The sequence below is a fragment of the Corynebacterium cystitidis genome (assembly GCF_900187295.1).
Lineage (GTDB): Bacteria > Actinomycetota > Actinomycetes > Mycobacteriales > Mycobacteriaceae > Corynebacterium > Corynebacterium cystitidis.
In genome coordinates, this window is sequence record NZ_LT906473.1 from 2,324,508 (window position 1) to 2,338,639 (window position 14,132).

Consider the following 14,132-nt stretch of genomic DNA (forward strand, 5'->3'; position numbering starts at 1 on the left):
AATCATGAACGCCACCACAGATTTCAGCGACACGTGGCTGATCGTGCCCTGCTACAACGAAGGGCAGGTCATCCGCGAGGTGGTCGAGCATGCGCGCGACACGTTCCCCAACATCGCGGTGGTCAACGACGGGTCGAAAGATAATTCGCGCGAAGAAATCCGCGCGTCCGGGGCGCACCTGGTGGACCACCCGGTCAACCTGGGGCAGGGAGCGGCGATTCAAACCGGTGTGGAATACGCCCGCCAACAGCCTGGCGCGCAATATTTTGTCACCTTTGATGCCGACGGGCAGCACCAGGTCAAAGATGTGGTACGCATGCTTGAAAGGTTGCGCAGCGAGCCGGTGGATATTATCGTCGGCACGCGTTTTGCGGGCCAAGACAATTCGCAAGTGCCCTGGATCAAGCGCGTCGTGCTGAAAACGGTGGTGCTGCTGAGCCCTCGCACGAAGCGTTTGGGGCTCACTGATGCCCACAACGGCCTGCGCGTGTTCAACAAGAAGGTCGCCGATGAGATGGATATCCGGATGAATGGGATGTCGCATGCCAGCGAAATCGTGGGCATGATAGACCAGAAGAACTGGCGCGTGGCCGAAGAGCCCGTGGACATTTTGTACACCGAGTACTCCATGAGCAAGGGCCAATCCTTGATCAACGGCGTGAATATTCTCGCCGATGGCATTGTGGCAAGGAGGCTGTAAATGATCCAAATTTTGCTGCTGATCGCCGCGGTTGTGATGGTGGCGTATTTTTTCCTCAACCGGAAGAAAGCGCGCGCAAAGGCGTGGGTCAAGATTGGGTTCGTGCTGCTTGCTGTCGCTGCGGTGTGGGCGATTTTGCGTCCCGACGATCTCACCGTAGTAGCCAACTGGCTGGGCGTCGACCGCGGCACCGACCTGATGCTCTACGCTTTGGTTGTCGCATTTTTCTTTACGACGATGTCCACCTGGGTCCGCTTCCGTGAACAAGAACTGCGCTACGCGCGCCTGGCCCGCTCGATCGCGGTGCAGAATGCCGAAGCCCCCGAGGACCGCACCGACCGCACCTAGCTTGTCCTAGCACCCCGATCCCCACATGCCGCCGCAAGTGATACCGTTAGTGCCGTGTCTACAACCAGAAACGACTCCTCAATTAACGAATCAAAAACGAAAATCCCAGCCCTCATGTGGGCGTTTACCATTGTGCTCGCGCTCGGCGCTGCCCTCGGTGGCTATCTCATTGGCCTGAACGAGGGCCGCGACCAGGCGCCCGCACCAGCAGTAGCTGCACCAGCAGAAAACACACAAGCCCAGCAGCCCGCCGATATTTCCGATGTTGAGCCCGGCACCGACTTTTCAGTAGGTGACAACATTGACGCCACCATCTACGGTGGGGGCGACGATGGCGAGGTCGGGCGTCGTAACGCGAATGACCCGCTGGGCATCGGTGCCGTGGACGCGCCGATTGTGATCAGCGAATTCTCCTCCTTCGGCTGCCCGTACTGCGCACGCCACAACACCCAAACCGAGCAGCACATTATCGACAAATACGTCGACACCGGGCTGGTGCGCCTGGAGTGGAACGACTTGCCCATCAACGGGCCCAACTCCGAAGACGCAGCACGCGCAGGCCGCGCCGCCGCAGCCCAGGGCAAGTTCTTCGAGTTCAAAGACGCCCTATTCGCAGACTTCGAAGCCCGCGGCGGCCAGTTCACCGCCGATGATTTCCTCCGCTACGCCGAAGAAGCCGGTGTGGAAAACCTCGACAAATTCGCGGCCGACGCAGCCAGCGACACATACGACGAGGCGATTAACGGCTCCCGCCAGTTCGGCGCAGGCCTGGGGATCAACGGCACGCCAAGCTTTGTGATTGGCACCCAAATCATCTCCGGGGCGCTGCCTTTCGAGCAGTTCGAACAGGTGATTAACGCCGAGCTAGTCAAGGCGCAGAACTAGGCGGTGCGGAAGTACTCGACGGTGCGGGCCACGCCCTCGTCGATACGCACCTTCGGCTCCCAGCCCAGCTCGCGCTTGGCCTTCGAATAGTCAAGCGCGCTGCGGGGCAGGTCGCCGAGACGCGCGGGGGCGTATTCCGGATCGTCGGCGGCACCAGCGGCGTTGGCCACGAGGGTGTGCAGCTCACGGTCAGACGTTTCGATTGCGGTGCCAATATTAAAGCGCTCTCCCCCGCCGACGTCGCCGGCCGCAAGGTAAAAGGCGCGTACAACATCGCCCACGTAGACATAGTCACGGGTGTTATCGCCCTGACCGAACACGCGGGTCGGCTTGCCTGAAAGCAGGTGCTGGGAGAAAATCGCAACCACCCCGGCCTCGCCGTGCGGATCCTGGCGTGGGCCATACACATTTGCAGGTGCGATGTGTGAACATTCCAACCCATACAGGTTGCGGAAAGTGTTCAGGTAGACCTCGCCGGCGTACTTCGAGGCCGCGTACGGGGAATAGGGGTTGACGGGGGTGTCCTCGGAGACAGGGAACTGGTCGGGCTCACCGTAGATCGCCCCGCCTGAGGAAGTGTGGATGATCTTGCGCACGTTTGCCTTGCGGGCTGCGTCGGCGAGGCGGATCACCGGCAAAATATTTGTTTCAGCATCGAAGACTGGGTTATCGACGGAGGAACGAACGTCGATCTGCGCCGCCAAGTTGAACACCACTTCCGGGGTGTGCTGTTGCAGCAGTTCATCGAAGTTTAAAGTCCGGATATCTGCTTCAACAAATTCGGCGCCGGGATTCAGGTTGGATCTCTTGCCATGCGACAAATTGTCCACCACAGTAACCTGGTGCCCCTCCTCAATGAGGAGGTCTGTGAGGTGGGATCCGATGAATCCGGCGCCGCCGGTGACAAGAGTACGCATAGTTACTCAGTCTAATAGGTATTCGCTAGTAGCCGCGCTTAATCCACTCTTCCAAGTGCGGTGCCTCATCACCGATGGTGGTGTGATCACCATGCCCGGTGCGCACCACTGTCTCTGCGGGCAGGTCCAAAACGGACTTCTGCAGGGACTCAATGATGGTGTCGAAGCTGGAGTAAGAACGGCCCGTTGCACCGGGACCACCCTGGAAGAGGGTGTCGCCGGAAAACAGCTCCGCGGCCTCAGGCACGTAGAGCACGCACGAACCCGGCGAGTGGCCTGGGGTGCTTAAGACCTTGATATCGGTACCAGCAATCTGGAAGGTCTGGCCATCTTCGAGGTCGCGATAGTTCAGGCCATTGTTGGTTTCTTCCCACAGCATGGAGTCGGCTGGGTGAAGGTAGATGGGGGCGTCGACAAGCTCGGTCAACCGCGGTGCGGCATCGATGTGGTCATTGTGGCCGTGGGTAGCGATGATGCCTTTGACCTTGCGGTCACCTACAGCAGCGGCGATGGCGTCGGCGTCGTGGGCTGCGTCGATGATGAATACCTCGGAGTCGTCGCCGACGATCCAGACGTTGTTATCCACATCCCACTCACCGCCGTCGAGCTTAAATTTTCCGGATGTGACTACGTTGTCAATGCGAAAAGTCATTGGTATGGCTCCTTACTTGATGCGCTTATTTGATGCGCTTATTTGAATTCGACGACGCTGCGCAGCACGTCGCCGTGTTTCATCTTGGTGAAGGACTCTTCCACATCGTTGATGCCAATCCGCTCCGAGACGAACTCGCCGAGTGGGAAATGGTCCTGGAGGTGCAGGTCAACATACATGGGGAAGTCACGCTCTGGCAGGCAGTCGCCGTACCAGGCAGGTTTGATGGAGCCGCCGCGCGAGTACAGGTCGATAGCGGGCAGCTGGATCTCGCTGGTCTGGTTGGGCACGCCTACCATGACCATCCGGCCTGCGTGGTCACGGGAGTAGAACGCCTGGCGCCAGGTGGGGATGATGCCCACGGCGTCGATGGTGACGTCAGCGCCGAAGCCGTCGGTTAGCTCGCGGACCTTATCGATGATCTCTTGTTCCTCCATATCTTTGGAGGTAATAGCGTGAGTTGCGCCGAACGTGTCGACGGCTGCTTTGGTCTTGCGCTCGTCTAGGTCGACCGCGATGATTGTGGTGGCGCCCGCCAGCTTTGCTCCAGCAATAGCTGCTAGGCCTACGCCTCCTAGGCCGAAGACGGCGACGGATTCGCCTTTTTGGATGTCGCCGGTGTTGACTGCCGCACCGACGCCGGCCATGATGCCGCAGCCCAGTAGGCCGGCGGCAGCCGGGTCTTCCTCGGGGTTGACCTTGGTGCACTGGCCTTCGTGAACCAGGGTCTTTTCTGCGAATGAGCCGATCCCGAGCGCCGCGGTTAAAGCAGTGCCGTCCTCCAGCGTCATCGGCTGGGAAGCATTGTGGGTGTTAAAGCAGTTCTTCGTGTCCCCTTTGCGGCAGGCACGGCACTCGCCGCACACGGCGCGCCAGTTTAATACGACGAAGTCGCCGACCTCAACGTGGGTGACGTCTTCGCCGATCTTATCGACGACACCTGCGGTCTCGTGGCCGAGCAGGAAGGGGTATTCGTCGGCGATGTCACCGTCGCGGTAGGCGAGGTCGGTGTGGCACACGCCGGTGGCTTGGACCTTGACCACAACGTCGTTGGGGCCTGGGTCTGGGATGACAATGTTGGTTACTTCTACATCGGCGCCCTTGGAGCGGGCGATTACACCTTTTACTGTTTCGGTCATGGCCCCAGGCTATCGACTTTAAACAATTCCCGCTTATTGATAAACATTCCCAATGGGAATGGGTCTCTCCCGGGTGCATTGGAGGCTGGAACTCCCGGCACCGGCTCAGTGCCAGGAGAATTGGCGCTACAGTCGCTGGCCGTAACCAAACTGGTAGACATTGCCGTCGCGATCAACGTAGGCGTAGTCCTCGCCGAGGAACTTGCCCGGCACATCACGCGGGGAGTCCGCGAAGGCTGCCACATCGCGCGGGAAGGAAAACGCCAGCTGTCCCTTCGGGCCACCATCCACGCCGCACAACGCTTCGATGATCGCGCGCGGGGAGGAATCGAAGGTGGCCACCAGTGCCGCAGCGTGCGGTTCGATCTCCCCCAGTAGCCACGGGTTTGTCACGTTGATCAGGGTGATCGTCGGCACGCTCTTTTGAATCTCGATCACGCGGTCTACATCGACTTGGTTGTCACGCGGGTCGATAGACAGCGGCTGGTCTTCCTTATCGTCTGTAAACAGGGCGATCTCTGGGCGGACCCACACGATGGCCACATCAGCATCTTCGGGCTTATCGACGAACACAGCCTGCGGGAACGCCTCACGGACAGCAGTGGCGAAGCGTTCGTGGGCAAGCTCAGGTTTGGTGCGCGCGGTGACCCAGGTGTAGATCTTGTGGGTGGCCCCCCGATCCAAAGGCAGTATGGGGCCGTCACCTGCGCCACTTGCGTCGCTGCTATTGCGCAGCAGGGTGACTGAGTCGCGTTGGGCGCTGTGGCCGGCCGCGACAGCTTGTGGGTTGCCGATCACAGAGGCTGCGGCATCCTCATCTACGAAGGGGTCGTCGAAAAGCCCAAGCTCGAAGATTTCCACCAGCAGGCGGGTGACTGATTCATCGACGTTGAGGCCGTCGGCGATCGCCTCGCGTACAGCAGATGGGTCAGACACGTCGGAGAAAATGTCCACGCCAGCGTTGACTGCGGCGGCGATGCGCTCCGGCTGGGTTTTGTCTTCTACTCCCCACGGCATCGCATCGAGGACGCCAGAGTCAGAGTTAACGTAGCCGGTGTGGCCGAGTTGTCCACGTAGGATGTCGGTGATCATGGTCTTGTTGAAGGCAAACGCGACTTCCTCAAACTGGGTGCCCTCGGACTGCCAGTACTGGCGCGGAAGCTGGTCTGCGGACTCGTTGACCGGAACCGCATAGTACGGCATGATCGACGAGGCGCCCGCTTCGATCGCTGCCTGAAATGGCGGGATGTGGTAAGTGTATAGGGCATTCTCAGTGGGATAGTTGTTGAACTTGCCCCAGGCAAAGTGCGGGTCATGGCCGTCTTCGCGCACCCCACCACCTGGGAAGTGTTTGACGGTGCAGGCCACCCCGTCGATGGCTCTTCTTCCGCTTTCACCTGTGCGGAGCTGCTGCAGGCCGCGCACCGTGGCGGTGACATAATCGGCCACGAGCTGTGGGTCCTCCCCGAAGGTATTGGCAAAGCGGGCCCAGCGTGGCTCGGAGGCGACATCGGCCATGTAGCCGTAGACTTTGTGGATGCCGGCGGCGCGCCACTCGGCAGCAGCACCGGCTGCGAGCTTTTCGACGCGATCTGCGTCCCGTAGGCCAGCCAGGCCCAGTTCAGATGGCCACCCTGAGAACACACCCGAGGTGTCCTTATCGCCAAACGCCGGCACCACGGAAAAGATGTTGAGCGGGTTGCAGGCAAAAACGGCGGGGATACCTAAGCGAGAGCTCTCTGCGATTTCTTGGACGGCGTTGGTCCACACAGCCAGATCGCGGGCAGGCAAGTTGTCACGGTAGATGAAGAAGCGCTGGTGGCGCTCATTAATGGACTTATCTGTCGCGGGGCCCAGCAGCATCGGTTCTGGGTATTCCAGACCAGTCATGGGATGTTTATCGGCCCAGAAGTCTTCGTCGTGAAGTACTTTTCCTTCCTGCGCGTTGGGCAGGAAGGCGGAGTTGGCCGGGTAGTGCGAGCCGATAATCATCAGGCCCGCTTTCTCGTCGTCGGTCATGCGCGCGACAAGGTCTTCGGCGCGCTCGCGGGGGCTTAACCGCCAGTCCTCGTAGGGGGTGAGTTGCCCGTCACCGTCAAGGTCCTTGAATTCCAGGCCGTCGACGGTGATGAGGTTTTTGGTGCATGCTGAAAGTGTGCGTTGAGGTGTCATACACCCAGTGTAGGCCTACCAAGCAGCACCTTGGTGGTATTTCGGCCAGTTAGGTCCGAGCGACGATGCCGCCAACGTAGTTGTGTCCACGCTGAGTGAAGTGGAATGGCATGTTGCCGTCGCCTGCATAGAAATCGATCAGGCCAGGCCACATACGCATGTGGTCCGGGGCGCACATGTGGTTGTCGCGGGTGGCTGGCTTCAAGTCAACGAACTCGGTACCGGTGGCGTGGGCTGCGTCGACAAGCATCCACTGGCCCAGGTTCTCCCACTCGGTGATCTTGGCAAAGTGGGTAGTTTCGTACACGTTTGGTGCGACATGGAAGAGGCAGACATTGCCACGACCGTCGGTGATCTGTGGGTAGCCGACGAACTGAATGCGAGCGTTCGGGGCGTGCGCACGGATGCGATCGACCTGTGGGCGCATGTAGTTGACAAAGTCGCGGCGGATATCCGCATGGGGGCGACCATCATTGTTGTAGGTGTCGTTAAAACCCACGGAGATAAGCACGCGCTGGGTGCCGTGGTTCAGGCCACCAGTATTGATGGCGCGAGTGACCTGGGAGAATAACTGTGGCCCCCGGGAAATAGTCACGGTACCACTGCAGGAATAATCATACGCGGCCAAACCGAGCTGGCGTGCAGCAATCTTTCCGAAATTGTTGCCCGAGCTAGGGCACCAGGTAGTCACGTTCGACGAGCCCTGGGCACTGAGGCCGAACTTGCCGGCAGCCCACTGTTCAAGCGGTGGGTCAGCTACCCAGGAGTCTCCGAAGACCACCAGGTTGCGCTCCTGCGCCTGTGCGGCAGGAAGGGTCGGGGCGGCCACCACGGCGATGGCGGCGAGCAAAGTAGCAACCAGGGCGGTGACTGTGCGGCGGGTGGCGGTGATCAGCATGCAGCCTGCTTTCTTCCAAAATCGTGCGGGGTTCTTAACGTATTTATACTTCAGCCACGATAAACCCAGGGGGTATACCTTCGCAAACGTGAGAGGGTTACTGAGTTCAACGCGCCAAGCTTTTCACATGCACAGCCCATTTAACTCTAATTCATCATTTATTACGAGCGCGCTTTTGGTATTGTAAGCGAAATCAAAGCCTTTCGCTCGATACTTTTGCTCCTGAAACATTTTCCGCTTCCCTGCCGATAGAGCTAAATGAGTGCGGTCCTGGCCCGCTTTCCTCTTTGCTCCCACTGCTACACAACGTTTATAAGGATTTTCCATGTCGACACTCTCCCCCGTGGGCAAACTCGCCTTCAACGCGCAGGCCCTCGCCAAGTTCGTCCCTGCCGTCATTCGCTCCGGCATCGTCGGAACGGAAGGGGGGCCGGCCGGGGTTGCCACCTTGACCGCCACCCTGGCGCGCTACTGGTTCACCACCGCCCGCGAGATTGAACAGGGCGCGGCTCAAACACCGCACCGCAACGCGCTTATCGACGACGACGGCGTGCTCACCTACGCCCAGATGCGCGACCAGTCCAAACTGCTGGCGAAGTGGCTTCTGGAGATTAAAAAGCGCGAAAATCTCGAGGAACTCCACGTTGGCGTGATGGCACGCAACGGCCGCGGCATTCTCTTGCCAATGACGGCCAAGGGTTACGCGGGCGCGCACCTGTACCTGCTAAATGTGGGCTCTTCACCCGAGCAGATTGCGGGCATTATCGAGGAAAACAACATAAATGTGCTCATCGTTGACGATGAATTCTCACACGTGATCCCGCAGGACCACCCCGCGCTCACTGTTGCGTACGCGCACGTCGATACGCGTAACGACGCCTCTCGCGACAACTATCCCTGCCTGGCGGAGATCATCGGCCGCGGTGACAACGGTATGAAACTGCCCGCGTGGCCGAAGCACGGACATATCGTCCTGATGAGTTCGGGCACCACCGGCATTCCGAAGGGCATCCTGCGACCCGAGCCGAAACTGCCTCTGGTTCTGGCTGGCCTGCTGGAAAAGATTCCATGGAAGGCTGGCATGACAGTGCAGATGAGCGGCTCCATGTTCCACACCTGGGGCTGGTCCGCCACCAACATCGCGTTCGGTGCGCGCAACACCGTGGTGACCATGCGTAACTACGACCCCCAGCGCGTCTTCGAGCAAATCGTCAACTACAAATGTGACGCGCATGTTTCCTCCCCCATCTTCTTCAAGCAACTGCTTGAGCTGGACGGCAACGAGAGATACGACACCTCGCGGCTGCAGTTCATCGCCTCGGCCGGCCACGCGCTGACCCCGGAGATCGTCAAACGCGTCGTGAACCGCTTCGGCCCGATCCTGTGCAATATTTATGGCTCCACCGAGCTGACCCTGGCCGCAGCCGCCTCTGGCGCAGAGGTTGCCGCCGACCCAACCGTGGCCGGACATGTTTCCTCCGGCACCATCTTGAAGCTGTACGACGACAACGACAAGGAAGTCCCCCAAGGCGAGGTAGGCCGCATCTTCTTAAACAACTCCACCTCCCTCATCGGCTACTCCAACCCCAACACCCCCATGGTGAAAATCGACGGGCTGATTGAGATGGGTGATCTCGGCTATTTCGATGAGGAGGGGCGTCTCCACGTGCTGGGGCGTGTCGACGACATGATCATCGTCGGCGGCGAAAACGTTTACCCCGCCTCAGTATCGGATGTGTTGGAGTCTATGCCCGGCGTGGCCGACCTGTACGCCGGGGGCGTGGAGGATGAAGAGACATTCGCCCGTATCGCCGTGTGGATCGTGCGTTCCGACGACGAGGCTGGCCGGGCTTTGACCGGTGACAAAGTGCGCCAGTACGTCCGCGACAACCTGGCCAGCCACTCCATCCCACGCGACGTGAACTTTGTGGACGAACTGCCCCGTAATGCCGTTGGCAAAGTTGTGCCCCGCTTCCTGCCGGAATCCGTTCCGGGGGCTTAAGGCCCGCGCTCGCAGGCTCGCGCGGGCGGGCGAGCGGACGAACACAGTGCTAACGCTCGCAAGCTCGCGCGGGCGGGCTTGCGGTTGCGGGTTCGCGCTCGCAGGCTCGCACGCTCGTACTGAACGCCCCCACGCCCACACATATCTACTAAACCCGACGCTCAGGACACCCCACTCAACCTTTTAAGTTCAGCACCGAACTCGCGGATTACCAGTTCAATTATGTCTGAGCCACCAACCAGACACACATTCTGTCCTTTTAGGCCGGAATTGACTGGGGCGCCAATGAACTGTGGCCTACCACACACAGGCAAGAGCTTCAGCAACTCCAGGCTAATTTTCAAACTTGAACGCGTTACTTCTCCCCCGTTCAAAGCCCTTCACTACCAAATGTAGCCACTAGTTCTGGTGCTTGACCGCGTAACTGCAGCCGTGTTTTCTGAAAGGTAGAATCTGGTCCGGCAATTTCAACATGACCCCTCCGTTTCCGCTAAGTCACGGAGGGGATCACCCATTCGCCCTCGTGCAAGGCATCGTAGGATTCTTGGACACTAACCTAAACTAAAGCGATATTGTCCCTTGTTTTCGCGTTCTGTTCGACGTACTCCGCTAGTGCTCGACCGTAAGGCTCCTGTCAAAGTGGTTGCCGTAGTAACCCGACGAAACCCCATTATAGGTATTCCAGGTGTCCCAGTTGGTTTAATCGTTGTATGTCATTAGGACTCGACCTCCGCATACCGAACGATCTCACTGGTGCGACGTGCAGCGTCCGGCAAACCGATAAACAGGTCAGCCACACGCCCACGTCCTTCGGATGCAATTTCTTCGATCAACCATGCCAGCAAGGCCAGGGACTCTACAAGCAGTTCGAAGTTGTGGTGAACGAGGTTGACGTTCATCTCAGCCACGATTTCGTTTGCGCCATCTCAGGATTCTCCTGTGAAAACGATTTCTCATTTCCCCAAAATCAAAACACACTAGAACCATGGACATAACTAGTTACCCATTCCAAAATACCTCCCGAGCGGGGGATTCATCCCAAGATCGGCGTCCGAAGGTAGCTCTGCTGTTCTGACCCCCTTTCCGGTTCCGAAGCCCACCGACTACGCGAGAGGCCCTCGGAGCTATAGTGGCCCTGATTCAAAATGAAGCATCCTGGATTCGGTTGCTACCAACGCTGGCATCATCGCCCCTGCATGAGAACACACATTTTTCTTGGCGGGTTCAACAACAGTAACTGTGGTAGCCCTCATCGCGTAGGTGCTTCTTTCCTTACTCTTGTTTTCGTCGTTACTAACAAGATCCTAGCAGGTAAAAGCACCTTTCCTGTCCCCATACCCCCGATACTTAAACCCCCACCATGAAAAACTCGAGCTAAAAAATCTCACGTTTAGTGTGTGTTGACGTTTATGTAGATGGTCGGTTGGTAGGCTGGTTTCCCTGTTTCGGCGACGGCTGGAATCCGAACTTCAGGCGCGGGTACACCTCGAAGTATCGTTCCGGATCGGTTTGTAGGAGACGAATTCGGTCGGAGTACAGCGCATCGGTGGTCTTTGGCTTCTCAGTCATTTCGCACCTCCTGTTGTTTCTTAGTGTGTCTATTGTCTCATATCTCGGGCACGCTGTCGCGCGGAATTGCCCGTGAATCTTTCTGCGCCGAGAACGTAATGGTTAGAATCGCTGCGAAGAATCCTAGCAATGCGCGGTCCCGGCCACCAATATCCCCCGGTTGTGGCGCGTCAATAGTGAGGATTCCGTAGAGTTTTTCGTCCGTTGATACCGGGTAGGCTGCGAAGGTTTCATATCGTAACGGCCTTTGAAGTCCTGCCGCGTCCTTAAGTTCATTTACGTCCTCCACGAACCGCTCTAGTGTAGAGTCCTTTAATTGTGTTTCTGGTTAGTGGTGGATTCAAGGGTGGTGCGTGCGCGGTTGATTGTGGCCAGGATGGTTTCTGCGTCTTTAACCCAGGTAAAAGGTGTGGGGTTTATGTTGCGGTGGTTGATCCAGTCCATGATCTTGTGTTCGAGGTCGGCTACCGAGTGGAAGGCTTGATTGCGGATGACTTTGTCGGTCAGGATGCCGAAGAATCGTTCGACCTGGTTAAGCCATGATGAGGAGGTGGGGGTGAAGTGGAAGATAAACCGTGGATGTTTATCGAGCCAGGCTTTGATGTTGGAGTGTTTGTGAGTGGCGTAGTTATCTAACACGATATGAACACCGAGTTCGTCTGGCACTGTGGCATCAATCTGGCGGAGGAAGGTGAGAAATTCCTGGTTACGGTGTCGTTTGGTGGTTCGCGCGATCACTTTTCCGGTGGCGGTATCTAGTGCTGCAAACAGGGTGGAGGTGCCATGTCGTTTGTAGTCATGGGTCATTGTTCCTGCACGTCCCGGTTTTAATGGTAGTGATGGTTGTGTGCGATCTAAGGCTTGGATGATGGTGTCAGATGGTTTGTGTGTGGGATACCGATCCTGCATGAGGAGATGAACCACAATGACGACTATGACGCGACGTGATCCAGAGGATAAAGCTCGGATTGATGCTATTGAGGAGAAACTGCTTGCCAATCCTGAGGTAGCTAAAATCATCAAGGAGCTTGCAACCTCTACTACGGATGCCAATGAACTGGTCAGGGGCATGCTGCAAGCCTCGCTATCGGCAGCATTGCAGGCGGAAATGGATGTCCACCTCGGCTATCAGTCTGGTGACAGGGCAGCCAAAAACGCTGCTCGGGCTGATAACCACCGCAATGGCAGCTATCCAAAGACCGTGGATTCTAACTATGGGCCTGTCACCATTGATGTGCCCCGTGATCGGCAGGGGACGTTTGTTCCGACGATGGTGCCTAAAGGAGTACGTCGCCTGACCGATGTCGATGACATGATCGTTAGTTTGTATGCCGGTGGGATGACCATCCGTGATATCCAACACCACCTAGCCACAGCCTTGAAGATCGATGTGTCGCATGAGACGATCTCTGCGGTTACTGATGCAGTGCTCGACGAAGTACTGCAGTGGCAAAGCCGCCAGCTAGATGAGTTCTACCCCGTGGTGTTCCTCGATGCACTGCGTATCAAAGTCCGTGATGGTGGGCGAGTGGTCAACAAGTCTGCTTATCTGGCTATCGGGGTGGATATGGACGGTATTAAGCACATCCTGGGTATTTGGATTGCCAAAGAAGAAGGAGCCTCGTTCTGGGCACAGGTCTGTTCCCACCTGGCTAACCGGGGTGTTAAAGACGTTTTCATCGTGTGCTGTGATGGGTTGAAAGGCCTGCCAGAAGCAGTCGAAGCGACCTGGCCGAACTCGATGGTTCAAACCTGTATCGTCCACCTGATCAGGGCAGCCAACCGGTGGGTTGCGTACGGGGACCGTAAAGCAGTATCAGCGGCTTTAAAGCAGATCTACACCGCTGCTGATGAGGACCAGGCAGCGCAAGCGTTAGAACACTTTGCTGCAACTGAGCTGGGGCAGAAATATCCGCAATCAGTGAAAGTGTGGCGCGATGCGTGGGATCGGTTTATACCGTTTCTACAGTTCCCGCCAGCAGCGAGGAAGGTGATCTACACGACGAATTCGATTGAATCGTTTAACAATCAACTACGTAAAGCCACCCGTAATAGGGTGCAGTTCACTAACGATGAATCCGCAGTCAAGACGCTGTGGTTGATGATCTGCAATATCGAAGATCGCCGTGCCGCCAAACGAGCCAAAGAAGGCAAAAAGGTTGCTGCCACAGCCGGACGCCTCATAGAAGGTGCACGCGTGGCAGGGTGGAAACAAGCCATCAACCAAATGTCCGTAGCCTACCCCGACCGCTTCCAAAACTACCTATAAAATCAACCCCACACACAAACAACTTGACACCCTCGCTTGGATAGAGGATTTTTCATCCACACACAACACGACAGCTTTCTCCAGGGGATTAAGATAAAGACCTACGATATCGACGAGTTTCTCAGTAAACTCCGGGTCATTCGACAGTTTAAATATATCGGTACGATGCGGTGTAATACCTAAGGATTTCCAGATCTTGGCTACTGTTGACTTACTCATCCCGCAGGCAGCGGCCATGGTTCGTGCACTCCACCGGTTATCACCACCCGGTGGTTCTGAGTTAAACAGCATCTCCAGCATGGAGATATAGTCCTCGTTACTATAGGTCGGTTTCCGTCCCCGGCCAGGTGCTACCGCACCGAAGTTATCTAAACCGTGCTGCTGGAAATGCCGACGCCACGCCCTAACAGTGACCGCCGAAACATCACACCGCCTGGCAATTTCAAGATTAGCCACCCCATCACAGGCAGCAAGCAAGGCTTTAGCACGAATCACCTCCCGATACGGACGAGACGGAGATGACGCGATTTCTTCTCAACCCTGACGTTGCTGTTCAGTAACCTCAAGCGCGGCAGCAGCAT

14 protein-coding genes and 1 pseudogene are annotated in these 14,132 nt (G+C 57.5%); 5 read left to right on the plus strand and 10 right to left on the minus strand.

Annotation, left to right across the window (positions count from 1 at the left end; all coding sequences use genetic code 11):
* Nucleotides 1-4: 4 nt before the first annotated feature.
* Genes CKV99_RS11000 through CKV99_RS11010 form a run of 3 tightly spaced genes read left to right on the plus strand, consistent with a single transcriptional unit; the run spans nucleotide 5 to nucleotide 1,933 of the window.
* Complete coding sequence (locus tag CKV99_RS11000; protein WP_092260544.1) at nucleotides 5-700, plus strand: glycosyltransferase family 2 protein; 696 nt, start codon at nucleotides 5-7, stop codon at nucleotides 698-700.
* Nucleotides 701-1,048 carry a DUF2304 domain-containing protein gene (locus CKV99_RS11005; RefSeq protein WP_092260542.1) on the plus strand — a complete coding sequence of 116 codons (348 nt, stop codon included), beginning with the start codon at nucleotides 701-703 and terminating at the stop codon, nucleotides 1,046-1,048.
* Nucleotides 1,049-1,102: 54 nt separating this feature from the next.
* On the plus strand, nucleotides 1,103-1,933 hold the full coding sequence (locus CKV99_RS11010) for a DsbA family protein (protein WP_231910021.1): 831 nt from the start codon (nucleotides 1,103-1,105) through the stop codon (nucleotides 1,931-1,933).
* Here the strand turns inward: CKV99_RS11010 and CKV99_RS11015 are convergent.
* The 5 genes from CKV99_RS11015 to CKV99_RS11035 all read right to left on the minus strand — a co-directional run bounded on the left by CKV99_RS11015 (nucleotide 1,930) and on the right by CKV99_RS11035 (nucleotide 7,711).
* On the minus strand, nucleotides 1,930-2,850 hold the full coding sequence (locus tag CKV99_RS11015; protein ID WP_092260538.1) for an NAD-dependent epimerase/dehydratase family protein: 921 nt from the start codon (nucleotides 2,848-2,850) through the stop codon (nucleotides 1,930-1,932). The two genes, CKV99_RS11010 and CKV99_RS11015, sit on opposite strands and share 4 nt — an antisense overlap.
* 25 nt (nucleotides 2,851-2,875) lie before the next feature.
* Complete coding sequence (locus tag CKV99_RS11020) at nucleotides 2,876-3,502, minus strand: MBL fold metallo-hydrolase (RefSeq protein WP_092260536.1); 627 nt, start codon at nucleotides 3,500-3,502, stop codon at nucleotides 2,876-2,878.
* 38 nt (nucleotides 3,503-3,540) lie between these two features.
* A complete protein-coding gene (locus tag CKV99_RS11025) occupies nucleotides 3,541-4,641 on the minus strand; it encodes an S-(hydroxymethyl)mycothiol dehydrogenase (protein WP_092260534.1) in 1,101 nt (366 codons plus the stop codon).
* Nucleotides 4,642-4,767: 126 nt separating this feature from the next.
* Nucleotides 4,768-6,813 (minus strand): glycoside hydrolase family 3 protein, encoded by a 2,046-nt coding sequence (locus tag CKV99_RS11030; protein WP_092260531.1) that lies wholly within the window; start codon nucleotides 6,811-6,813, stop codon nucleotides 4,768-4,770.
* 49 nt (nucleotides 6,814-6,862) lie between these two features.
* Nucleotides 6,863-7,711 carry a GDSL-type esterase/lipase family protein gene (locus CKV99_RS11035; protein WP_092260529.1) on the minus strand — a complete coding sequence of 283 codons (849 nt, stop codon included), beginning with the start codon at nucleotides 7,709-7,711 and terminating at the stop codon, nucleotides 6,863-6,865.
* Between the two features lie 325 nt (nucleotides 7,712-8,036).
* On the opposite strand from CKV99_RS11035, the gene CKV99_RS11045 reads away from it, so the two are divergent.
* The gene (locus tag CKV99_RS11045) at nucleotides 8,037-9,713 is read left to right on the plus strand and encodes an AMP-binding protein (protein ID WP_092260527.1); all 1,677 of its coding nucleotides are present in this window, start codon (nucleotides 8,037-8,039) and stop codon (nucleotides 9,711-9,713) included.
* Nucleotides 9,714-10,429: 716 nt separating this feature from the next.
* Here CKV99_RS11045 and CKV99_RS11050 read toward each other — a convergent pair.
* The 4 genes and pseudogenes from CKV99_RS11050 to CKV99_RS11060 form a co-directional block, all read right to left on the minus strand.
* Nucleotides 10,430-10,621 carry a hypothetical protein gene (locus CKV99_RS11050; RefSeq protein WP_092260525.1) on the minus strand — a complete coding sequence of 64 codons (192 nt, stop codon included), beginning with the start codon at nucleotides 10,619-10,621 and terminating at the stop codon, nucleotides 10,430-10,432.
* 499 nt (nucleotides 10,622-11,120) lie between these two features.
* Nucleotides 11,121-11,282: a hypothetical protein gene (locus CKV99_RS14500; protein ID WP_169872634.1), complete on the minus strand. Its 162-nt coding sequence runs from the start codon at nucleotides 11,280-11,282 to the stop codon at nucleotides 11,121-11,123.
* 37 nt (nucleotides 11,283-11,319) lie between these two features.
* Nucleotides 11,320-11,571, minus strand: a complete 252-nt coding sequence (locus CKV99_RS11055) for a hypothetical protein (RefSeq protein ID WP_092260523.1) — start codon at nucleotides 11,569-11,571, stop codon at nucleotides 11,320-11,322.
* A gap of 23 nt (nucleotides 11,572-11,594) precedes the next feature.
* Nucleotides 11,595-12,149 (minus strand): annotated as a pseudogene (locus CKV99_RS11060) (IS630 family transposase); the annotation flags it as partial.
* A 67-nt stretch (nucleotides 12,150-12,216) separates the two neighbouring features.
* Here CKV99_RS11060 and CKV99_RS11065 point away from each other — a divergent pair.
* Nucleotides 12,217-13,551: an IS256 family transposase gene (locus CKV99_RS11065; RefSeq protein ID WP_197697175.1), complete on the plus strand. Its 1,335-nt coding sequence runs from the start codon at nucleotides 12,217-12,219 to the stop codon at nucleotides 13,549-13,551.
* Here CKV99_RS11065 and CKV99_RS11070 read toward each other — a convergent pair.
* Entirely contained in the window at nucleotides 13,546-14,007 is a 462-nt protein-coding gene (locus tag CKV99_RS11070) for a helix-turn-helix domain-containing protein (protein WP_231910022.1), read from the minus strand. The two genes, CKV99_RS11065 and CKV99_RS11070, sit on opposite strands and share 6 nt — an antisense overlap.
* Between the last annotated feature and the right edge of the window lie 125 nt (nucleotides 14,008-14,132).